The sequence below is a fragment of the uncultured Bacteroides sp. genome (assembly GCF_902472605.1).
GTDB lineage: Bacteria > Bacteroidota > Bacteroidia > Bacteroidales > Bacteroidaceae > Phocaeicola.
In genome coordinates, this window is sequence record NZ_CABROP010000025.1 from 21,390 (window position 1) to 45,311 (window position 23,922).

The 23,922-nt window shown below is 45.2% G+C and carries 20 protein-coding genes; 13 read left to right on the top strand and 7 right to left on the bottom strand.

What is annotated here, in order from left to right; all coding sequences use genetic code 11:
• Positions 1-70: 70 nt before the first annotated feature.
• From RDP42_RS07470 to RDP42_RS07485, 4 genes are all read right to left on the bottom strand, one after another.
• The gene (locus RDP42_RS07470; RefSeq protein WP_308763186.1) at positions 71-2,569 is read right to left on the bottom strand and encodes a family 43 glycosylhydrolase; all 2,499 of its coding nucleotides are present in this window, start codon (positions 2,567-2,569) and stop codon (positions 71-73) included.
• Between the two features lie 298 nt (positions 2,570-2,867).
• The gene (gene cydB / locus RDP42_RS07475; protein WP_308763187.1) at positions 2,868-4,019 is read right to left on the bottom strand and encodes a cytochrome d ubiquinol oxidase subunit II; all 1,152 of its coding nucleotides are present in this window, start codon (positions 4,017-4,019) and stop codon (positions 2,868-2,870) included.
• A gap of 34 nt (positions 4,020-4,053) precedes the next feature.
• Positions 4,054-5,550 (bottom strand): cytochrome ubiquinol oxidase subunit I, encoded by a 1,497-nt coding sequence (locus RDP42_RS07480; protein ID WP_204474939.1) that lies wholly within the window; start codon positions 5,548-5,550, stop codon positions 4,054-4,056.
• 38 nt (positions 5,551-5,588) lie between these two features.
• Positions 5,589-5,807, bottom strand: a complete 219-nt coding sequence (locus RDP42_RS07485; RefSeq protein WP_308763188.1) for a DUF4492 domain-containing protein — start codon at positions 5,805-5,807, stop codon at positions 5,589-5,591.
• A 142-nt stretch (positions 5,808-5,949) separates the two neighbouring features.
• Between RDP42_RS07485 and RDP42_RS07490 the strand changes: the two genes are divergently transcribed.
• The 6 genes from RDP42_RS07490 (at position 5,950) to RDP42_RS07515 (ending at position 12,476) form a co-directional block, all read left to right on the top strand.
• On the top strand, positions 5,950-7,293 hold the full coding sequence (locus RDP42_RS07490; RefSeq protein WP_308763189.1) for a TolC family protein: 1,344 nt from the start codon (positions 5,950-5,952) through the stop codon (positions 7,291-7,293).
• 12 nt (positions 7,294-7,305) lie between these two features.
• On the top strand, positions 7,306-8,526 hold the full coding sequence (locus tag RDP42_RS07495) for an efflux RND transporter periplasmic adaptor subunit (RefSeq protein WP_308763190.1): 1,221 nt from the start codon (positions 7,306-7,308) through the stop codon (positions 8,524-8,526).
• Between the two features lie 12 nt (positions 8,527-8,538).
• Positions 8,539-9,285: an ABC transporter ATP-binding protein gene (locus RDP42_RS07500; RefSeq protein WP_308763191.1), complete on the top strand. Its 747-nt coding sequence runs from the start codon at positions 8,539-8,541 to the stop codon at positions 9,283-9,285.
• Between the two features lie 19 nt (positions 9,286-9,304).
• Complete coding sequence (locus tag RDP42_RS07505) at positions 9,305-10,525, top strand: ABC transporter permease (RefSeq protein WP_303915429.1); 1,221 nt, start codon at positions 9,305-9,307, stop codon at positions 10,523-10,525.
• A 143-nt stretch (positions 10,526-10,668) separates the two neighbouring features.
• Positions 10,669-11,748 (top strand): sensor histidine kinase, encoded by a 1,080-nt coding sequence (locus RDP42_RS07510; RefSeq protein ID WP_308763192.1) that lies wholly within the window; start codon positions 10,669-10,671, stop codon positions 11,746-11,748.
• Positions 11,745-12,476, top strand: coding sequence for a LytTR family DNA-binding domain-containing protein (locus RDP42_RS07515; RefSeq protein WP_308763193.1), 732 nt, complete (start codon positions 11,745-11,747; stop codon positions 12,474-12,476). Before RDP42_RS07510 ends, RDP42_RS07515 begins: the two co-directional genes overlap by 4 nt.
• A 331-nt stretch (positions 12,477-12,807) precedes the next feature.
• Here the strand turns inward: RDP42_RS07515 and RDP42_RS07520 are convergent, their stop codons facing one another.
• Entirely contained in the window at positions 12,808-13,353 is a 546-nt protein-coding gene (locus RDP42_RS07520) for a 7-carboxy-7-deazaguanine synthase QueE (protein WP_308763194.1), read from the bottom strand.
• On the bottom strand, positions 13,340-13,672 hold the full coding sequence (queD, locus tag RDP42_RS07525) for a 6-carboxytetrahydropterin synthase QueD (RefSeq protein WP_308763195.1): 333 nt from the start codon (positions 13,670-13,672) through the stop codon (positions 13,340-13,342). The genes RDP42_RS07520 and queD overlap by 14 nt, the downstream gene beginning before the upstream one ends.
• 210 nt (positions 13,673-13,882) lie before the next feature.
• Between queD and RDP42_RS07530 the strand changes: the two genes are divergently transcribed.
• From RDP42_RS07530 to rny, 3 genes are all read left to right on the top strand, one after another.
• Positions 13,883-14,176 (top strand): hypothetical protein, encoded by a 294-nt coding sequence (locus RDP42_RS07530; protein WP_204474928.1) that lies wholly within the window; start codon positions 13,883-13,885, stop codon positions 14,174-14,176.
• Positions 14,177-14,202: 26 nt separating this feature from the next.
• Positions 14,203-14,508 carry a cell division protein ZapA gene (locus RDP42_RS07535; RefSeq protein ID WP_204474927.1) on the top strand — a complete coding sequence of 102 codons (306 nt, stop codon included), beginning with the start codon at positions 14,203-14,205 and terminating at the stop codon, positions 14,506-14,508.
• A gap of 106 nt (positions 14,509-14,614) precedes the next feature.
• A complete protein-coding gene (gene rny / locus RDP42_RS07540; protein WP_204474926.1) occupies positions 14,615-16,150 on the top strand; it encodes a ribonuclease Y in 1,536 nt (511 codons plus the stop codon).
• 59 nt (positions 16,151-16,209) lie between these two features.
• Here the strand turns inward: rny and RDP42_RS07545 are convergent, their stop codons facing one another.
• The gene (locus tag RDP42_RS07545) at positions 16,210-17,076 is read right to left on the bottom strand and encodes a patatin family protein (protein WP_308763196.1); all 867 of its coding nucleotides are present in this window, start codon (positions 17,074-17,076) and stop codon (positions 16,210-16,212) included.
• Between the two features lie 131 nt (positions 17,077-17,207).
• Between RDP42_RS07545 and RDP42_RS07550 the strand changes: the two genes are divergently transcribed.
• From RDP42_RS07550 to RDP42_RS07565, 4 genes are all read left to right on the top strand, one after another.
• On the top strand, positions 17,208-18,599 hold the full coding sequence (locus RDP42_RS07550) for an aminopeptidase P family protein (protein WP_204478514.1): 1,392 nt from the start codon (positions 17,208-17,210) through the stop codon (positions 18,597-18,599).
• Positions 18,600-18,632: 33 nt separating this feature from the next.
• Positions 18,633-19,826, top strand: coding sequence for a C1 family peptidase (locus tag RDP42_RS07555; protein WP_308763197.1), 1,194 nt, complete (start codon positions 18,633-18,635; stop codon positions 19,824-19,826).
• A gap of 232 nt (positions 19,827-20,058) precedes the next feature.
• The gene (gene recJ / locus RDP42_RS07560) at positions 20,059-21,780 is read left to right on the top strand and encodes a single-stranded-DNA-specific exonuclease RecJ (protein WP_204474919.1); all 1,722 of its coding nucleotides are present in this window, start codon (positions 20,059-20,061) and stop codon (positions 21,778-21,780) included.
• A gap of 6 nt (positions 21,781-21,786) precedes the next feature.
• Complete coding sequence (locus RDP42_RS07565) at positions 21,787-23,685, top strand: ATP-dependent DNA helicase RecQ (RefSeq protein WP_308763198.1); 1,899 nt, start codon at positions 21,787-21,789, stop codon at positions 23,683-23,685.
• The last annotated feature ends 237 nt before the right edge of the window (positions 23,686-23,922 follow it).

Here is a 23,922-nt window from a genome sequence, read left to right on the forward strand (position 1 = left end):
GGAAAAACAATCCTCTTTCCCCGCCCTTTTAATTATGTAGTCAAGTCATTGACGTATATTTCAATGAGAACTATTCAGCCTTCTCCGTCAACAGCTGCTTCCGCAATGACTGGCGGTCATAATTCCGCTGATGCTCTTTCCAGTATTTCTCCAGGTTATCCGCCTCTTCTTTGGTCAGATGAATCACAGCTCCATGCTTGGGAGAAGTGTAATTCGTGGTTTTCATCACGCCCTCATTGAAATGGCCCAAGTTCTTGAAATGCACAAAATCGGTGGTTTCTGCAAACCCAAAGTTATGAGGAGTAATGCTGAAAATATCATACATCAGCACCCACTTGTTCTCTCCAATCCGTTTCCATACATTGGGGGCCTCACAGGCCTTCGGCTCAAAGTCATACCAACGGGCATCGTACACATAACCTCCGTCCATCCGGTCGGACACGGCCTGCTTAATGCCGCCCACGCCATCGTGTGCCACATAAAACAGATGATACTTGTCGCCCACCTTCGTGATGTCGCCATCAATGGCCGACACCCCGTCCATCGGATACTCAAACAAAATTTGTGGAGTGCTTTCTATCTTGTTGAAATCATCGTTCACATACACATAATACAATTTATTGGCCTCATTCTTGAAACGCATGGTATAATAAATCATCAGACGTCCTTTCTGGTCGTCGTAAGCCACCTCAGGTGCCCACGCGCAACCAATTTCGCTCAATCCGGCAGAAAGCCGATCAAAACGGATATTCGCCCGGTTCCAGTGAATCAAATCCCACGACTTCATCAGCACCAGTCCCCGGTTGTTTCCCCATCCGTATTCCGCTCCTCGTTCCCATTCCGTAGTACGATAACCGTCACGCACCCCAAATACGTGTAAATCGGTCATTGCCAGATAAAAGGCTCCGTCCGGTCCGCGAAAAATGTGAGGGTCACGAATTCCATGCTGATAAGCTATCGTATCGCCGGCCAGCACAGGTTCCCCGTTATTGACAGCAGTAAAGGTATATCCGTCACGGCTTATCGCCATATACAGGCCATGCGTTTCATCCCGATGGAAAACCATGAGGTAGGCTGCCATATCTTTTTCTTCCGGTATGGCATTACGATAGCGGAAATCACGGAACCCCACCTTTCCTTTTCCGGCAGCAAAGAGTGCCGGACGCAAGGCATAGAAACCTTTATATACATTATGGTTCAAACGGGATACATCCACATTCTCGGCCAGCACTTCCCAAGTCTTTCCATCCGCACTGACCGACATTTTCACGCGGTTACCCTGATTCAACAGTTTCACCCAGAAGTGTTTTCCCATCCGGTTAGGCAGCGTCAAAGGCCTTTCCTCTCCCCGGTAAACCGTGAAGTTCTTTCCATCGGATGTCACACCGGCATAGGCTTCCTCATTGTAGAAAAGCAACAGTCCTCCCGTGTTGCCACTGCCCAATGCTATCTCCACTTCCGTTTCATAACATTTATCCACGGCCGTAGTCAAAAGCAAACGACCATCTGCCGGAGTATGTCCCTTGGCTTTTACCTGCATTTCTCCATCGGCGAATGTCAGTGCTTTCGGCGCATATTCTTTCCAGAAGGTCCACTGCAATCCCAATTCCGACCCGCTGAAATCATCCGAAATCTTCATCTTCCACTCCGGTTGTCTGCTTTTGCCCAACCAGTCAGCCTCCTGCGTCGTACGACACCATCCGTCGGAGGTCCATTCTATCGGTTCCATCAAGGTAGAGCGCCCCAGCGTATGATACCCGTTAGCGTACGCATGATATACTAACCACCAGTTACCGTTCACATCATCGATAAGTGTTCCATGTCCCTTTGACCACCAATTCTCGCTGGCACTATATGTATGCACAATTGGATTATACGGGGAATTTTCCCAAGGACCGAATACCGACTTGGAACGGGCCACCACACACATGTGACTGGTGGCTGGACCGGCGGTACCCCCCTCTGCCGACATCATGTAATAGTACCCGTCTTTACGAATCAGCTTAGGAGATTCCAAATACCTATCCTTTCCTTCCGTAACCCAGTTGGCCGGATATTCCCATCCATCGTACACTTCGCGGCTCGGCCCGGTGACTTTCAACCCGTCTTCACTTAAAGGAGTGATCCATCCGTTGTTGGTAAACAGATAACGTTTCCCGTCCTCTCCCACCACATGGCCGGGGTCTATTCCTTTCAATGCCAGTTTCACCGGCTTACTCCACGGGCCACGAATATCGTCCGCATAAATCACATAAATCTCTCCCGCAGACGTAGGATAATAAATATAATATCGGTTCTGATATTTCAACAAATCAGGAGCCATCGCAGAGCCCTCATACTCCGGCAAAGCCCGACATACCGGCTCCCAGTTCATCAAATCAGTGGAATGCCAAATAAGGAAACCCGGCGCATAATAAAAAGGTGAATGCGTAATGTAATAATCCTTACCGTCACGCAGGATGGACGGATCCGGATAATCTCCGGGGAAAATCACTTTTGGAAAATTCTGTGCCCCCATTCCAGTCCCCACAGAAATGAAAAGCACAATCAACAAGAATAGTTTTTTCATGAGATTTTATAAGATGCTAAATTATATAATACACAAAAATAGCCAGTAAATTTTGAAAAAACGGAGAAAAAAGGACACAAAAGGTAGAGAAATGTAACTATTAAAAGGCCTCTCCCAAAACGCACTTGCGTTTTCCCTAAAACGCCAAAGAGTTTTGCTCAAAACGCACTTACGTTTTAAGTCAAATGCACTTGCGTTTTGAGTCAAACGTACTTGCGTTTTTTCAAGCACAAAACCGTTGCCCGATCATTCCATAATCAGACAACGGTTCCTAATATAAAAAGAATCTCTTAACAGATCAATAGCTATGATCGTCTTCCTTCACTTCCTTCATGGTCAACGGCTTGCGGTCGATAGCCCGCCATGCATAGATGATATAAGCCAGTACAAACGGAACCAAGATAGACACATAGGCCATGGTTTTCAACGTAAATTGGCTGGAGCAGCTGTTGGCAATGGTCAGTGAACTCTGCAAGTCGGCGGTAGACGGATAATAAGCCGTATGGTTATAGCCAACCACTAACAGCAAGGCCAATACGGTCAATACCGTACCGATTCCGGCAAACCAGATGCCGCGAGTATAGGTCTTGCAGAAAATGCTCTTGCCGATTCCATACAAAACACCTACCACTCCTATCAGGAACAGGACGAGCAGATACGGCATTTCTATCAGATTATGGAAATACTTGAACGGTTCCATCACAATCAGTCCGTTGTCCGGGTTCACCGCAAAGCCGTCTTTCAACAGCGTACGGATGACAAATGCCAGGAAAAATACCAGGAAAGGCACTACATCCGCAATCAGCTGCCGGCGGAAACGAGCATTCAGTTCTTCATAACGGATATTGTTGATGAAATACAGGTTCCCCAACAAACGGGCAAGGAACAGCACGGCAAATCCCAATACCAAGTTCCAAGGGTCGCCAAAAGCATCCAGTCCATGCCAACCGTTTCCCCAATGACTGATAACCGGCATCATCTCGTCGGTCAGGTTGCCCTTGCTCACCACGAAATTGGAGCCGTTGAAGAAAGTTGCTACGGCTGCCCCCAGCAACAGCGGACCGACCACTCCGTTCAACACCAGGAAGAACTGATAAGTGCGTTTGCCCAACCAGTTGCCCAATTTCGACTGAAACTCATAAGACACCGCCTGAAGCACAAAGCTGAAAAGGATGATCATCCACAACCAGTACGCCCCTCCGAAGCTGGTACTGTAGAACAAAGGGAAAGAAGCAAAAAAGGCTCCTCCAAAAGTAACCAGTGTCGTGAAGGTAAATTCCCATTTACGGCCCGTGGAGTTCACAAGCAAAGTACGTTCGTCTTCTGTACGTCCCAGGCAATACAACAAAGAGTTTCCTCCCTGCACAAACAGCAAAAATACCAGCAAGGCACCCAGCAGAGAGACCAGAAACCACCAGTAATGCTGCAAGAATATATAAGTTGAATCCATATTTTTTCGGTTTTAAGATAATGTATCGGTTAGTTTATTTTTCATCCGGTCCTTTACGGATGGCTTTCACCATGATGCCGATTTCCGCAATCAGCAGTACGGTAAACATCACAAGGAAAATAAAGAATGTGGTCTGTACAGAACCAGTTTCCAGTTTTGAGACAGCCGCATTGACGGGCAACAAGTCCTGAATGGTCCAGGGCTGACGTCCCATCTCGGCCACAATCCATCCGGCCTGACTGGCAATGTAAGCCAACGGAATACTCCACAAGGCAATCCAATGCAACCAGTTCAGCTTAGCCAACTGTTTCTTCCAAACCAAGATCAGGATTACCAGGAAGAACAGGATGAAATACATTCCCAAGCCGACCATCACCCGGAATGACCAGAACAACAATCCGACATGAGGAACCAAAGTATCTTTATCCTGAATATATCCGTAACCAAAATAAGGCATGTATTCATCCAACGCGCTGCGGGCAATCTGCATGGCCGATTCATCACCTTGCTGCTTGGCTCTGCGGAAATCGGCCAAGGCTGTAATGGCTTTCTTCCCGTTGGCCATTTTTTCTTCAGCCGAAAGTGCGGTAGAGCCGTCCGGCAACGTATAGCCACCGTTCTGCAAATCATTGATACCCGGCACATAGCCCGAAGTGCTGTGGGTAGCCAGGAAAGAAAGCATTTCCGGAATTTTGATGGCACCGACCACTGTAAGCGGTTCGTGCGTGCCTCCTTCATAGAGTGCCTCCATGGCAGCCAGTTTCATTGGCTGTACCTGTGCCACCTGATAAGCAGACTTGTCACCCGTTCCGGCAGTCACCAAAGCAGCAAACAGTCCAATGGCAGCCGCCACCTTCATGCTGGCCAGGGCAAACTCTTTTTCACGCTTACGAATCAGATACCAGGCACTGATACCGATGACAAAAGCCGCTCCTACCATCCAGCTGCTCAACACGGTATGGAAGAATTTCACCACAGCTACCGGAGAGAACGCCACAGCCATGAAATCGACCATTTCATTACGCATGGTTTCCGGATTGAATTCCATTCCCACGGGATATTGCATCCAAGAATTGGCTACCAGAATCCACCAAGCAGAAATCGTGGCTCCTAATCCGGTCAGCCAAGTAGATGCCAAATGGAATCCCTTGCTCACCTTGTGCCAGCCAAAAAACATTACAGCCACAAAGGTAGCTTCCATAAAGAAGGCAAGAATACCTTCAATGGCCAGCGGGGCTCCAAAAATATCTCCCACAAACCAGGAATAATTACTCCAGTTGGTACCAAACTGGAATTCCAGAATCAAACCGGTAGCCACACCGATGGCAAAATTAATTCCAAAAAGTTTCATCCAAAACTTTGCAGTGCGTTTCCAGAATTCATTACCCGTACGCACATACAGTGTCTCCATAGTTGCCATAATCACGGCCAAGCCCAATGTCAATGGCACAAACAACCAATGGTAAATGGCCGTCAAGGCAAATTGTGCCCTCGACCAGTCAATCATCGAAGTGTCGATTGTTTCAAGCATAAAAAAATTACTTTATCGGTTAATATAATAAGGTATAATTATTCTGCCATCCGGTCGGTCAGTTCCACTCCCACATAGTCCTGCTTTTCCGTCTCACTCTTTCCACTCCGGAACGAAGGAAAGAAAAACAACTTCAAGATGAAGAACATGACAAACAGTTTAATCAGGATAATGGCCCACAACGTACGGCCAATGGTCATCTCCCGAAAACCGTCACGGTAAAAATGAAAAATTCGAATGATAGTGTTTTTAATCATAATGTAGTTTTATAATGATTACAAAGTAAATGCTTTATCGGGAAAAAACAAGAGTTTATCGAGATATTCTGTGGAAAAATCTATCTGTTTTGCGCTTCTATATATAAAGGAATACATTTGCAATGTAAAAATTCAATGAATTATGAAAAAAAGAGAACTCATTTTCTTCACCGCATTTGCGACTTTCCTGTCAGCCAATGCCCAGGAGAAACAAACCTGGTCGCTCGATGACTGCATAAATTATGCACTGGAGAAAAACATCCAACTGCAGCAAAATAAAATTTCCTTACAGGAAAGCGAAGTGGATGTGAAAACGGCAAAGGCTGCACTCTTCCCAAGCCTTTCATTCAACACCGGACAGAATGTGGTGAACCGTCCTTACCAACAGAACAGTGCCACTGTAAGTGGAACGGAAATTATCAGCAGTAACAACAAAACCACCTACAACGGCAGTTACAGCCTGAACGCACAATGGACACTTTGGAACGGAGGACAACGCCTGAACAACATCAAACAGCAAAAGAAAAATCAGGAAATAGCCGAACTGAGTGTGGCAGAAACCGAGAATACTCTCAAAGAAGAGATTACAAAACTTTTCTTGCAGATTCTTTATGCAGACGAATCGGTCAACATCAACAAAGGGACATTGGAAGTGAGCAAAGCCACTTATGAACGGGCCAAGGAACTGTTCAACCAAGGCAGCATCTCCAAAGCAGATCTGGCACAGCTGGAATCACAAGTTGGAAACGACGAGTATCAGCTGGTGACTTCCGAAAGTTCACTGCGAAACTACAAGCTTCAGCTGAAACAGATGCTGGAACTGGACGGTACCGCCGAAATGGAACTGGAACTTCCGGTACTGGATGACGCCAAAGTAATGCAGCTGCTTCCAAGTCAGGAAGATGTTTACCAAACAGCCCTGGCCAACCGTCCGGAAATACAGAGCAGCAAACTGAGCATTGACAATGCCAAGCTGGCCATTTCTTCTGCAAAGAGCGGCTATTTCCCGACCATCAGTCTGTCGGCCTCTACCTCCAGTATGACCAACAACTCCAGCCAGAACAACTGGGCACAGCAAATGAAATATGGCTGGAACAACATGATTGGATTGAACATCAGCGTACCGATTTTCAACAACCGCCAAACCAAAAGTGCGGTAGAAAAAGCACAGTTCCAATACAATTCCTCTTTACTGAATCTTCAGGACAAGCAGAAAGGATTGTACACGGATATCGAGACCATCTGGCTGGACGCACTGAATGCACAACAACAATATGCAGCAGCCGAAGTGAAACTGAAAAGTAGCCAAACCAGCTTCGATATGGTCAACGAACAGTTCAAACTGGGTATGAAGAATACCGTAGAACTACTGACAGAAAAAAACAACCTGCTCAGCGCACAGCAGCAGCGGATTCAGGCCAAATATATGGCGATATTGAACCGTACACTACTTGATTTTTATGCAGGAAAAGACATTGAATTATAATAACCTAACAATATGAACAAGAAAAAAATAATTATCACAGCCGGCGTCGTAATTGTACTGGCTGTGGCAGGATACTGGATTTTTGGCAAGAAGAGCGCACAAGGCAAAGTAGACTTCGTCACCGAAACAGTAGCAAAAGGTAATATCAGCAATTCCATTACAGCCACAGGAACCATCGAACCTGTCACTGAAGTGGAAGTCGGTACACAGGTATCAGGTATCATTGATAAAATATACGTAGATTATAATTCGGTAGTAAAAGAAGGGGAAGTGATAGCCGAGATGGATAGAGTGACCCTGCTCAGTGATTTACAATCAGCGCAAGCTACATACGACGGTGCAAAAGCCGAATACGATTACCAAAAGAAACTATACGAGAGAAACAAAAAGCTACATGAAAAGCAACTGATTAGTGAAACCGACTACGAGCAAAGTACCTATGACTACGAACGTGCCAAGAGTACATTCGAACAAAGTCAGGCCGCTCTTTCAAAGGCAGAACGAAACCTTTCTTACGCTACCATCACCTCTCCAATCAATGGTATTGTCACCAGTAAGGACGTAGAAGAAGGACAGACCGTGGCATCTGGTTTCGAAACACCGACCCTGTTTACTATCGCTGCCGATTTGACCAAGATGCAGGTAGTGGCCGATGTGGACGAAGCTGATATTGCCGGAGTGAGAGACAGTGCCAGAGTCACATTCACCGTAGATGCCTATCCGAATGATGTGTTTGAAGGACGAGTTCACCAAATCCGACTGGGCAGTGCCAACAGCAGCAGCTCCAGCAGTACCAGTACCAGCAGCGAAACGGTAGTCACTTATGAGGTAGTTATTACTGCCGACAATCCGGACCTGAAGCTGAAACCAAGACTGACCGCCAATGTAACCATCTATACGGATACACGTGACAATGTACTCGTGGTTCCCAACAAAGCATTACGCTTCACTCCAGAAAAAAATCTAATCGGCAAAAAGACCATCACTGACTGTGAAGGTGAACACAAAGTATGGACCATGGATGCCAACGGTTTCACAGCACACCCTGTAAAAATCGGTCTGAGCGACGGAAGCCACACGGAAATCCTGGAAGGTATCAGCGAAGGTACTCCGATTGTCACAGAAACGGTATTGAAAGGATTTGCAAATGCAGCTCCTGAAGCTTCTGCCGACGGAGAAAGAAGCCCCTTCATGCCAGGCCCTCCGGGAAATGACAAGAAGAAACAAAAATAAGGAGATACTGTCATGAAAAAGACTGTCATAGAATTACAAAATATCAAACGGAACTTCCAAGTAGGAGACGAAACGGTACATGCGTTGCGCGGTATCTCGTTCAGCATTCAGGAAGGAGAATTCGTGACCATCATGGGTACATCCGGTTCCGGTAAGTCTACCCTTCTGAACACATTGGGATGTCTGGACACGCCGACCAGTGGGGAATACCTTCTTGACGGGGTATCCGTACGTACGATGAGCAAACCGCAAAGAGCGGTACTACGGAACCGGAAAATCGGATTCGTATTCCAGAACTACAACCTGCTGCCAAAAACGACAGCCGTAGAGAATGTAGAACTCCCGCTGATGTACAACAGTGCTGTCAGTGCCGCTGAACGTCGCCGCCGAGCCATAGAAGCCCTGACTGCAGTGGGACTGGCTGACCGTTTGGAACACAAATCTAACCAGATGTCCGGTGGACAGATGCAACGTGTAGCCATTGCACGTGCACTGGTCAACAATCCGGCGGTCATCCTGGCCGATGAAGCGACCGGTAACCTGGACACACGTACTTCTTTCGAAATTCTGGTCCTCTTCCAGAAACTTCACCAGGAAGGACGTACCATCATCTTCGTGACACATAATCCGGATTTGTCACAATACAGCAGCCGCAACATCCGACTGCGCGACGGACATGTCATTGAAGACGTAACCAACCCCCATATTCTTTCGGCTGCGGAAGCACTGGCTGCCCTGCCGAAAAACGATGATGATTGACAATTTATCGAGATGACTTATGAATGGAACAAACCTTTTTAAAATAGCTTTCCGGGCATTGGCCAATAATAAGCTACGTGCTTTTCTGACCATGTTAGGAATCATTATCGGAGTAGCTTCCGTCATTGCCATGCTGGCCATCGGACAAGGCTCCAAACGGAGCATCCAAAAACAAATCTCCGAAATGGGCTCCAACATGATTATGGTCCACCCGGGAGCCGAAATGCGAGGAGGTGTCCGTCAGGACCCATCGAGCATGCAAACCCTGAAACTGGAAAATTATGAGACCTTACGCGATGAATGTATGTACTTGTCGGCTATCAGCCCGGACGTTTCGGCTTCCGGACAGCTGATTTCCGGTTCCAACAACTACCCGTCTTCAGTGAGTGGAGTCAGCCTCGGCTATCTGACCATCCGTCAGCTGACCGTGGAACAAGGAGACATGTTTACAGAAGAAGATATCCGCACGGCAGCAAAAGTGTGTGTCATTGGTAAAACCATTGTAGACAACCTGTTCCCCGACGGACAAGACCCGATTGGAAAGATTATCCGCTGCAACCAGGTTCCCCTCCGTGTCATCGGGGTGCTCAAATCAAAAGGATACAACTCCATGGGTATGGACCAAGATGACGTGGTACTGGCTCCTTACAGCACGGTAATGAAACGTCTGCTGGCCCAGACCTACCTGAGTGGTATCTTTGCCTCCGCTCTGACGGAAGACATGACGGAAGAAGCCGTAGACGAAATCACCACTATCTTACGCCGTGAACATAAACTGAAAGAAACAGACGATGATGATTTCACTATCCGTACGCAACAGGAACTCAGTTCCATGCTGAATACCACTACCGACTTGATGACCACCTTGCTGGCCTGCATCGCAGGAATCTCTTTGGTAGTAGGAGGTATCGGTATCATGAACATCATGTATGTCAGTGTCACCGAACGTACCCGTGAAATCGGCCTTCGTATGTCTGTGGGTGCAAGAGGAGTAGACATCCTGTCACAATTCCTGATAGAATCCATCCTGATCAGTATTACAGGAGGATTGATTGGAGTGATTCTGGGCTGTGGAGCCAGCTTCGTCATCAAGACGGTTGCCCATTGGCCTGTATTCATCCAGCCATGGAGTGTATTGCTGTCATTCGCAGTATGTACCCTTACCGGTGTGTTCTTCGGATGGTATCCGGCCAAGAAAGCCGCCGACCTGGATCCGATTGAAGCACTGCGCTATGAATAAAACATAACGGAACTACTTTGTTCTTCATAACTTTGGTTTCCTGTCCGGCCGTCTATCTCTGCAATAAATAATTCAACGTATTTACTGCATGCGACGGCCGGACTTTTCTTAAAAAATCGTATCTTTGCTTTAAACCTATCTGTATGACACACCTCACTCATAACAAACAATACCTATTAGAACTGACCATCCACACCATATGCTGGGGATTATTTTTCGGATTTCCGTTATTTTTTACGCAGCACGACAATGGAAACATTAACTGGAAGGAATTCATCAATCATTCTGGAGTCTCTCTTTCCTTCTTTGTCATTTTCTATATCAACTATTTGATTTTAATTCCTACCATACTTTTTAAAGACCATATCGGACGGTTCATTCTACTGAACATTGCACTCATTTTTATAGTTTCCATTGGATTGCGCTACTGGCACAACGTGATGGCATTTCCCCCACCCGTACGCCCTCGTCCTTATCTGCCACCCCAATACATCTTTTATATAAGAGACATCACCAGCATGATTTTTATGGTAGGACTGAGTGTGGCCATCCGGATGAGTCTTCGCTGGAGTGCCACAGAACTGGCACGCCGTGAAGCCGTAAAAAGCCGTACGGAGGCCGAACTCAAGAATCTGCGTAACCAGTTGAATCCTCATTTCCTGCTGAATACCTTGAATAATATCTATGCGCTTACTGCATTCGATACAGAAAAAGCCCAACAAGCCATTCAAGAACTCAGTAAATTATTACGCTATGTACTGTATGACAACCAGGAAACATTTGTTCCTTTGAACAAAGAGGTAGACTTCATTCGAAACTACATTGAACTGATGCGCATCCGGGTTTCCTCGCAAGTGAAAATCAGTACCCATTTCCAGATTCGTCCGGACAGTCAGAGTCCGGTAGCTCCCCTGCTGTTCATTTCACTGATTGAAAACGCTTTCAAGCATGGAGTATCTCCCACCAGTCCAAGTTTCATTGACATTACTCTGGTGGAAAAAGAAGATAAAATCCACTGCATAATACGCAATAGCAACTATCCTAAGAATGCTACCGACAAGAGCGGATCGGGTATCGGACTGGAACAAGTACGCAAAAGACTGGAATTGCTGTACGCCGGCCATTATGAATGGCAGCAACAAGTCAGCCCTGACCAAAAAGAATACAGTTCAATACTCACTATTGACATTCCTGACACTAACAATAAACAAACCATACCATGACAATCAAATGCGCCATTATAGATGATGAGCCGCTGGCTCTCGGATTGCTGGAAAGCTATGTAAAGAAAACCCCCTCACTGGAACTGTGTGGAGCATACTCCAGCGCCATTCAGGCCATGGAACTTCTGACTGAACATCCGGTAGACCTCATCTTTCTGGATATTCAGATGCCGGAACTGAACGGACTTGAATTTTCTAAAATTATTCCAAATACCACCCGCATCATATTTACAACTGCTTTCGGACAGTATGCCTTGGACGGATATAAAGTCAATGCGCTCGACTATCTGCTCAAACCCATCAGCTACTCGGATTTTATGACAGCCGTCAACAAAGCCGTGCAATGGTTTGAACTCTGCCAGAAAGCAGAAAATGCTTCCAACGAAGTACAATCATCCGACGATCAGAAATACATCTATGTTAAGAGTGACTATAAGCTGATTCAAATTGAACTGGATAAGATTCTCTATATTGAAGGGCTGAAAGATTACATAAAGATTCATCTCGAAGACAATCCACGCCCTATCTTGTCATTGGTCAGCATGAAAATGATGGAAGACAAACTACCTGCCAACCGGTTTATCCGTATCCATCGGTCTTTCATAGTGCAAAAACAAAAAATAAAAATTATAGAAAAAGGAAGAATTGTTTTTGGAAAGGACTACATTCCGATATCGGACAGCTACAAGCAGGACCTCCAAAATTATGTTAATAAACATACTATTTGAAAATTTGTTGTATTTCCAACATTTTTTTCTGAAACAATTCAATTTTTTATCGATTTTCTTTGGTTACAACAAATCTAAATCCTATATTTGTAGCGTACATAATAAAAGCGGAAGTTGTGAAACTTCCTTTAGAATAGTTTAGTTAAGTCTAGTTTAGTTTTTGTGTTGTGATACTCCTGCTAATAGTGATTAGCAGGAGTATCTTTTTTATTGTTCAAAAGCATCTCAAGCCATTTGGAAAATAGATTTATTAACAAATCTCTCTGAGATAGTTGTTAAAAAACATCAAAAAAAGGGAAAACTGCATATTCTTACATTTTGCATGAAGATATTAAGGAATCGCAATCAATTTATGAATCTGCAAACTCAAACGCCAAACGGGATGTAACTTAATGTAATCTACCACTTCCGAAGTATTCATGCATGAACAAGGCTGCAAAAAATAGGCAGAAGCCGGAATCTGCAAATAAGGTTCTACGTCCTGACCTTGATAAACAATCTTTATTTCATCCACCCGTTCCACTCGCAATTTAGACTCTTGCTTAGGCGAACAAGTCACCCAGTCAATCGCCTTAGGAAGCACACAAGTGCCATTGGTTTCAATACAAACATATTTACCGGCTTCGTGCAACGCCTCCACTAAACAATCATCAATCCATAAGCCTGGCTCTCCTCCTGTCAAAATCACCATCCGACAAGGATAACGTCTAACTTCCGCCAAAATATCTTCGTCCGACATCAGGATACCTTGCTCATGCTGCGTATCGCAAAAATCACATTTCAAATTACACCCAGAAAAACGGATAAACACGGCTGGAGTACCCGCATGAAACCCTTCCCCTTGGAGACTGTAGAAAATCTCATTAATCTTTCTCATAAATCACAGTATTTCCTTCCGATTCACAGACTTCTACTTTCACACAATGAGGCACTTGTTCACAAATCCACCGGGCGATATTCTCAGCAGTCGGATTGCAAGGCAGCACATCATTCAAGTTTTTATGGTCTAACTGCCCTTTCACCACATTCTTAATATGGGTAAAGTCAACTACCATCCCGTCTTCATTCAACTGTTCCGACTGACAATAGACGGTGATAATCCAATTGTGACCATGCAAGTTCTCACACTTGCTTTCGTAAGAAAGTTCCAAACGATGCGAGGCAGAAATCTCCATCCGCTTAATAACAGTATACATAACAATTTAATTTTTAAAAGATTAAAAACTCCGCATCTAATGTCACCTCAATGCAATCACAAAGGTAAAAAGAATTATCAGACAGAAAAAAAATCGCATGCAAAGATTTGCGTAACCACTCAATCTCACAAATTTTAATAAAATCCGCAACAAATATTTTTGAAATTCCAACCAATACAGTATATTTGTATATACTTTTTTGATATACGGATGACGGAAGAGGACAAAAAACTGTTGCATACTTTCGAAGGCAAGCTACGACAATTGCTGTTTCTTCACGAAGGATTGGAAAAAGAAAATCTTTCATTAAGGAAAGAGCTTGACGCAAAAAATGCTGAAATAAACGAACTGAAAGACAGTTTAAAAGAATTGGAAACCAAGTATATCAATTTGAAAAATGCCCGTATTCTCAGTATCAACGACAATGACCTCCGAGATACCAAACAAAGACTGGCAAAACTTGTGCGTGAAGTCGATAAATGCATCGCTTTGCTGAATGAATAAGACAAAACGGTGAAGTATATACTTTTATGGACGAAAAAAAGAGATTTAATCTACTAATTGACAACGAACGTTATCCCGTATCTATATTCCCGTCGGAAGAGGAAGGGTATCGAGAAGCTGCCAGACAGATTAACTATAAACTGAATAAATACCGCAGTGCATTTCCTGAATTCAACAGCATACAACACTGGAAGATGGTGGCACTCGATTTAGCGTATGAAAATACTTCCATGAAAGACCGGAATGATACCCGTCCGTATATGGAAAAAATAAAAGAACTGAACGAGGATATCGAACGATGCATCCAACAAAGTCAGGACAAAGGTTTATAGAGAGATAGAAATATTATTAAAGCTAATTTCACGCATAAGCTTGTACCGAAGGAATTCCAACGGAAAAGTTTATGCGTTTTTTATTTATATATTTAAATTAATTATAATGTTGACGACAGTAATACTAGCGATTGTGGCCTTCCTGGTGGGGGGTGCATTGTCGTATGGATTCTTTAAGTACGGCTTGAAGACGAAATATGACACCATTATTAAGGAAGCCGAAACAGAGGCTGAGGTAATCAAGAAAAACAAGCTTCTGGAAGTGAAAGAGAAATTCTTGAATAAAAAAGCGGATCTGGAAAAAGAAGTTGCTCAGCGGAACCAAAAAATCCAACAGGCAGAAAACAAGCTGAAACAACGTGAAATGGTGCTCAACCAGAAAAACGAAGAACTCCAGCGCAAACGCAACGAAACAGAAGCCATTAAAGAAAATCTCGACGCACAGCTGGTAATCATTGAAAAGAAAAAAGAAGAACTGGACAACCTACAGTCTCAGGAAAGAGAAAAACTGGAAACGATTTCCGGACTCTCTGCAGAAGAAGCAAAGGAACGTTTGGTAGAATCGTTGAAAGAAGAAGCCAAAACACAGGCCCAGTCTTATATTAATGATATCATGGACGACGCTAAACTGACCGCTAACCGTGAAGCGAAACGTATCGTGATTCAATCTATCCAACGAGTAGCTACTGAAACTGCCATTGAAAATTCCGTCACTGTATTCCATATAGAATCAGATGAAATCAAAGGACGTATCATTGGACGTGAAGGCCGTAACATCCGTGCATTGGAAGCTGCAACCGGTGTGGAAATCGTAGTGGATGATACTCCGGAAGCCATCGTACTTTCTGCCTTCGACCCGGTTCGCCGTGAAATTGCTCGTCTGGCTTTGCACCAGCTGGTAACCGACGGACGTATCCACCCGGCCCGTATCGAAGAAGTAGTAGCTAAAGTACGCAAGCAAGTAGAAGACGAAATTATTGAAACAGGTAAACGTACTACCATCGACTTAGGTATCCACGGCCTGCATCCGGAACTGATTCGTATCATCGGTAAGATGAAATACCGTTCTTCTTACGGACAAAACTTGTTGCAACATGCCCGTGAAACAGCCAACTTATGTGCGGTAATGGCCTCAGAACTGGGATTGAACCCGAAGAAAGCAAAACGCGCCGGTCTGTTGCATGATATTGGCAAGGTACCTGATGAAGAACCCGAATTGCCACACGCATTGTTAGGTATGAAACTGGCAGAAAAATACAAAGAAAAACCCGATATCTGTAACGCTATCGGAGCTCACCACGATGAAGTGGAAATGACCAGTCTGCTGGCTCCTATCGTACAAGTCTGCGATGCCATCTCCGGAGCCCGTCCGGGTGCACGCCGTGAAATTGTGGAAGCTTATATCAAACGTTTGAACGACCTTGAACAACTTGCGATGTCTTATCCGGGAGTTACCAAGACTTATGCTATCCAAGCCGGTCGTGAACTCCGTGTCATCGTAGGGGCAGACAAGATTGACGACAAACAGACAGAAAGCCTGTCCACAGAAATTGCCAAGAAAATTCAAGACGAAATGACTTATCCGGGACAAGTAAAAATCACAGTCATCCGTGAAACTCGTGCGGTCAGCTTCGCCAAATAAAATCCACAATAAAAAACCGGAATCAAAAGATTCCGGTTTTTTATTTCATACCAACACTCTTATTTCGTTTCTTCTTCCAAAAAAGGTAGCAGCACTTTTTCTGCACACGCATAACCTTCTTCATACAAATCGGATAATTTCTTCACATCTTTCTCTATCCGGTTTACCACCACTTTCTTTTCTGGACGAATGACGATGATACGTCCTTCATCCTCTAACTTTTCTACTAAGTCCAACTGTTCATTGTATGCAGCACACCGTTTGCTGAGTACCAGACGCAACCGAGGATAACGACGATAGATGAAACGAGGCACACGAATGTCTTTCTCTGACTTTCGGTATCCTCTGTTACGAGTCAACACCACCACATTCCGTTCATATCCTTGCGAAATCGCACGCAGTACCGGAATAGAATCGACAATTCCTCCATCCAACATCGGCCGACCGTCTACATAGGCAATAGGACACACGTAGGGCAAGCTGCTGGAAGCTTTGGCGATATCTACCAACCGCACCCTGTCTCGCTCCTTCTTTTCTTCCAAATAACAAGCCCTTCCCGTCACACAATTGGTGGTGACCATCTCAAACCTCGCCGGATTATTAAAATAGGCCTCATAGTCAAAAGGTGCAATCTGACTGGGGAATAAATCATAAAGCAAGTGCTGATCCAGTATACTATGCTGATACCATAAATATTTCAGCCCAATATAATGATACTGTGCCATCATATCAATATTACTGAACTTAGCACGACCACGCTGATGTGACATGTAAGACAAACCATTACACGCCCCAGCAGAAACACCAATCACATAGGGAAATTCCAAATGACGATCCATCATGAAATCCAGCACTCCGCACGTGAACACACCACGCATGCCTCCACCCTCTAAAACCAATCCTGTTTTTTCAAAGTCTAGTTTCATACGTCGCTTTTTTAAAGTAACCTTGGATTTGCAAATATATGTTTTTCCAATACATTTACGCCATTTTTTCTATTTTATTTACTACATTTGCAACATAATTTTCACAGATGTGATATTAAAATGAAATGAATATGTTTGATTCGCTTACTTATCAGAAACGCCGGAAAGCTCTAAGAGACAAAATGAGCAACGGCATCATCCTCATTCTTGGGAACAACGAAGCACCCGCCAATTATCCTGACAACACATATAAATTCCGTCAAGACAGCTCGTTCGTCTACTTTTTCGGACATTCTCACCCGGGCTATGCGGGTATCATTGACATTGACAACGGAACGGAATACTTTTTTGGCAATGATGTGGACATGGACGACATCATCTGGATGGGTCCCCAGCCCAGCGTACAGGAACTGGCAGCACAGGTAGGAGTTGAAAAAAGCTTCCCGTTCGACAAGCTGAGAGATTTTGTAGGAAAAGCTATTGCCCAAAAAAGAGCCATTCATTTTCTCCCGCCTTACCGCTACGACAACATGCTACTGTTGGAAGAGCTGACGGGGATCAAAGCTTCCATGACCAAACATCATGCGTCGCTCGAGCTCATCAAGGCAGTTATCTCACTGCGGGCCGCAAAGGAAGATTGCGAAATTGCAGAAATCGACAAAGCCTGCAACGTGGGATATGAAATGCATACAGCAGCCATGCGCCTGTGCAAACCGGGCGTATCAGAACAATACATCGCCGGCGTACTCGACGGAATTGCCTCGTCTTACGGACGTATGGTATCTTTCGCTACCATATTGACCCAAAACGGACAGACACTCCACAACCATGACCACAGTCATATTTTGCAGGAAGGCCGGATGATGCTGACCGATGCAGGTGCTGAACTGATGAACTATTATTGCTCTGACCATACTCGTACCATCCCAGTAGGCGGAAAATTCACCAGCCGTCAGCGAGATGTGTATGGCATCGTATTAGCTTGCCACGACAAGGCACTGGAACTGGCTCGTCCGGGAGTAACTTACAAGTCTGTACACCTGGAAGTTTGCAAGGTACTGGCCAACGGTTTAAAGGAACTGGGCCTGATGAAAGGAAATGTTGAAGATGCCGTAGCCGCAGGAGCGCATGCCTTGTTCCTTCCCCACGGACTGGGACACATGATGGGACTGGACGTACACGACATGGAAGATTTGGGTCAGTGCTACGTGGGTTATGACGATGAAGTTCAACCTTCCACTCAGTTCGGACTGGCTTCTCTCCGTATGGGACGACGTTTACAAAAAGGATTTGTCATCACCGACGAGCCCGGATGCTATTTCATTCCGGCCCTCATCGACAAGTGGAAAGCAGAAAAACTGCATACCGACTTCCTGAACTTCGAAGCCATCGAGAAATACAAAGATTTTGGTGGTATCCGTCTGGAAGACGATATTCTGATTACAGATAACGGTTCTAGATTCTTAGGCGAAAAGCATATTCCTATCACCTTCGAGGAAGTGGAAGCGATAATGAATGAATAAATGATTTATTAACCTATAATATTTTATCAAACAATGAACAAACTTATTTTATTGGCCGCCGCAGGACTCTGTTTCGGAAGCATGTATGCCAAAGGTCCTAAGAAAGACAAGGCGGAAGAGGGATTCACTTTCACCACTGTAAAAGAAAACCCTATTACTTCTATAAAGAACCAGAATCAGTCTGGTACTTGCTGGTCATTCTCCAGCATCGGCTTCTTGGAATCTGAACTCCTCCGCACCGGAAAGGGAGAATTCGACCTGTCTGAAATGTTTGTGGTACACAAAACAATGGAAGACCGTGCCGTAAACTATGTACGTTATCACGGCGACGCTTCATTCTCTCCGGGCGGAAGCTTTGAAGACATCGTATATTGCTACAAAAACTATGGTATGGTACCACAGGATATCATGCCGGGTATCCAATACGGAGACTCTCTTCCTAACCACAACGAACTGGATGCAGTAGCAGGTGCTTACGTAGAAGCCATCGGAAAAGGGAAACGAAGCAAACTGACTCCGGTATGGAAAAAAGGTGTAACCGCCATTTATGATACTTACCTGGGAGAATGCCCGAAAGAATTTACCTACAAAGGCAAAACTTATACCCCGAGAACATTTGCTGATGAAGTATTAGGATTGAACATGGACGACTATGTATCACTGACTTCATTCACACACCATCCTTTCTACCAGCCGTTCAGCATCGAGGTACAGGACAACTGGCGCAACGCTTTGTCATATAACCTTCCAATCGATGAACTGATGGAAGTAATGGACAACGCCATCAACAATGGATACACTTTTGCTTGGGGTGCAGACGTCAGTGAAGAAGGATTTACCCGCGATGGTGTAGCTGTATGCCCGGACGTAGCAAAAGGCGCAGAACTGACCGGTTCCGACATGGCACGCTGGCTGGGACTGAGCAAATCAGACAAACGCAAAGAGCTGACCAGCAAACCTCTTCCTGAAATCAATGTCACTCAGGAAATGCGTCAGACTGCCTTCGACAACTGGGAAACGACAGACGATCACGGTATGCTTATCTATGGTATCGCAAAAGACCAGAACGGAAAAGAATACTATATGGTAAAGAACTCATGGGGCTTGAGCGGAAAATACAAAGGTATCTGGTACGCTTCTAAAGCATTTGTCAAATACAAAACCATGAACATCTTGGTCCACAAGAAAACCATTCCGGCAGACATCGCTAAGAAATTAGGATTATAAGATATTAGTATATAGACTAATTATAAATAATAAGCGGCTCATTCCATAAATTTAAGAAGGAATGAGCCGCTTTTTTCTTTCTTTTTACTAATTTTACGGATTGAAGTCGAGAAAGCTGATTTTCCCGACAAAAGGCTTTGCCAATAAAAATCCGACAGCAAGCATACTCGTATCCTCTGCCGGGAACAACGCAAGGTCTTGGTTAGCAGAAAAAAAGAAAAAACATATATAAATGAACTACAAATGGAACTATCAACCTCCTACACTTCAAGAAAGAGAAGCAGCTAGAGCCCTCGCCAAAGAAATAGGAATCAGTCCTATCTTGTGCAAGTTGCTGCAAGAAAGAGGCATACACACAGCTGCCGAGGCCAAACGGTTCTTTCGCCCACAACTGAACGACCTGCACGACCCCTTCCTGATGAAAGACATGGATGTGGCCGTGGAAAGGCTGAATCAGGCGATGGGAAGAAAGGAGCGAATCTTAGTGTATGGAGATTATGACGTCGACGGAACAACCGCCGTCGCCCTTGTTTTCAAGTTTCTACAACAGTTCTATTCGAACATAGACTACTATATTCCCGACCGATACAACGAAGGATATGGTGTGTCAAAAAAAGGAGTAGACTATGCGTATGAAACAGGTGTCAAACTGGTCATCGTGCTGGATTGTGGAATAAAGGCAGTTGAGGAAATCACTTATGCCAAAGAAAAAGGCATTGATTTCATCATCTGCGACCATCACGTACCCGATGAAGTACTTCCCCCAGCCGTAGCCATCCTGAATGCCAAACGCTTTGATTCCACTTACCCGTACGAGCATCTTTCCGGATGCGGAGTAGGATTCAAGTTCATGCAAGCTTTTGCCCAGAACAACGGCATTGAATTCCATCAGCTGACTCCCCTCCTCGACCTGGTGGCGGTAAGTATTGCTTCTGATATTGTACCCATTATGGGTGAAAACCGTATTCTGGCCTATCACGGGCTCCGACAGCTCAACGCCAATCCGAGCATCGGACTGAAAGCCATTATTGACGTATGCGGACTGGCCGAAAGAGAACTCACCATCAGCGACATTGTCTTCAAAATCGGACCGCGCATCAATGCATCAGGACGAATCCAAAACGGAAAAGAAGCCGTAGACCTGTTGATTGAAAAAGATTTTGCTGCCGCACTGAAGAAAGCCAACCGCATCAACAGCTACAATGAAACCCGAAAAGATTTGGATAAGAGCATGACGGAAGAAGCCAACAAAATTGTCGACAACCTGTCTGACTTATCCGAAAGACGTTCTATTGTCATCTTCAATGAAGACTGGCACAAAGGAGTTATCGGCATCGTGGCTTCCCGACTGACGGAAATCTATTACCGCCCAGCCGTTGTACTGACACGTACCGACAACTTGGCGACTGGTTCTGCCCGATCTGTATCCGGTTTCGACGTATACAAAGCCATCGAATATTGTCGGGACCTGTTGGAAAACTTTGGCGGTCATACCTATGCGGCTGGTCTCTCCATGAAAGTGGAAAATGTGCCGGAATTCACCCGTCGGTTTGAAGAATATGTCACCAACCATATTCTTCCGGAACAGACCAATGCTACCATTCAGATTGATGCACAGTTGGATTTCAGGGACATCACCCCGAAATTCTTCTTCGACTTGAAGAAGTTCAATCCGTTTGGTCCGGAGAATCATAAGCCGATCTTTGCCACGCTAAATGTCTACGACTACGGTACCAGCAAGGTAGTGGGTCGGGACCAAGAGCATATCAAGCTGGAGCTGGTAGACAACAAATCGAACAACGTCATGAACGGAATCGCTTTCGGACAAAGTTCGCAAGTCCGCTACATCAAGACCAAACAGTCGTTTAATATCTGCTACACGATTGAAGAAAACACCCACAAGCGAGGGGAGATTCAGTTGCAGATAGAAGACATCAAGCCCAGCCGCAGTTGATTTCACATGCCTGACTATCTGAAAATCCTGAAACAATACTGGGGATACGACCACTTCCGTGGAATACAGGAAGATATTATCCGCAGCGTCGGTGAAGGCCGTGACACCTTGGGGCTCATGCCCACAGGAGGAGGTAAATCCATTACTTTCCAGGTGCCGGCCCTCGCACAGGAAGGATTGTGCCTGGTCATTACCCCTCTGATTGCCCTGATGAAAGACCAGGTACGCAACTTACGCGAACGAGGAATCAAGGCCACGGCTGTCTATTCCGGCATGACGCGCGAAGAGATTCTGATTGCCTTGGAAAACTGCATCTTCGGCAATTACAAGTTTCTCTATATTTCCCCAGAAAGATTGGGCACGGAAATTTTTCAGATTAAACTCCGCAGCATGCAGGTGAGCCTCATCACGGTCGATGAGTCACATTGTATTTCTCAATGGGGATACGATTTCCGACCGGCCTATCTGAAAATCGCGGAAATACGACAATTGCTTCCAGGCGTTCCCGTCATTGCCCTGACGGCTACTGCCACTCCGGAAGTGGTCAAGGACATTCAAGAACGCCTTCAATTCCGGCAAGAGAATGTGTTCCGCATGAGTTTCGAACGGAAGAACCTGGCCTATATTGTCCGACATACCGAAGACAAAGACGGCGAGATGTTGCATATCCTGCAACGGGTCAACGGTTCCAGTATCGTATACACCCGCAACCGGAGAAAAACCAAAGAAATTGCCCAACTCCTCAATCGGAATCACATCACGGCTACTTTCTACCATGCCGGACTCAGCGACGATACCAAGGACTTACGGCAAAAAGCCTGGCTGAAAGGGGAATACCGCGTGATGGTAGCCACCAACGCTTTCGGAATGGGTATTGACAAACCCGATGTACGTCTGGTGATTCATGCCGACGTACCTGATTCTCCCGAAGCCTATTTTCAGGAAGCCGGAAGAGCCGGACGTGACGGACTGAAAGCGTACGCAGTATTGCTGTTCTGTCCCCGCGATAAAATCACTCTCAAACAACGAATCAGTGATACTTTTCCTGAGAAAGACTATATCCGAAAAGTGTACGAAGACATCAATTTCTACTACCAGATGGCCATGGGAGACGGCTTAGGATGTACCTTTGCCTTTAACTTGGATGAATTCTGCCACAACTTCAAGCATTTTCCCGTACAGACCGACAGTGCCTTGAAAATCCTGACCCGCGCCGGCTACCTGGAATACACAGACGAACAGGACAACGCTTCACGGATCATGTTCACTATCACCAAAGAGGAATTGTACCGCATCCATGAACAGAATGAAGATACGGAAAAACTCCTCCGCATCCTGCTGCGGACATACACCGGACTGTTTACCGACTATGCCTACATTAATGAGGAACTTCTCTCTAACCGTTCGGGATTGAGTCGGCAACAGATTTACGAAACCCTTCTCTTTCTCACCAGACAGCACATTCTCCACTATATTCCCGGGAAAAAGACACCTTATATTATCTACACCCGTGAACGGCAGGAAACCGATCGCATTTATCTGAGCAGAGAGGTATACGAAGACCGGAAAGAAAGTTATCGCCGACGTATCGAAGCCATGATTGAATATGCAGAAAGCGAAAACAAATGCCGGAGCCGCATGCTGCTGCATTATTTTGGAGAAAAAAACGAACACAACTGCGGACAATGTGATGTATGCCTCCAGCACCACCATTCCGGACTGCGACAAAGCCAGTTTGACGAAATCAGTCGCCAGATACGCTCGCTGCTGGAAATGGAATCTCTTTCCTTGCAAGAACTGAAGACCCGAATGGAAGATGTGCCAGAAGAGCAACTTACCAAAGTCGTTTCCTATCTACTGTCGGAGGAAATCATCCGACAAGAAAACGGCCGGTTGCAGAGCTGACTTCGAGACATAAAAAAACGGCGGAAAGGAAAACCCTTCCGCCGTTTTTATGAAAATTTCATTAGGGATATTCAGTAAATGTCCCCAAAATAAGATGGCATATGAAATGATTATGGTCTATCATCTTCATATGCCATTTTTTATTGTCAATTTTCCATGTATTCTTACATAATTCTATCCATCAGGACATGACACTTCTGAAGAAGCCAGATGACCTCTTCCGATTCCGTCAGTAAA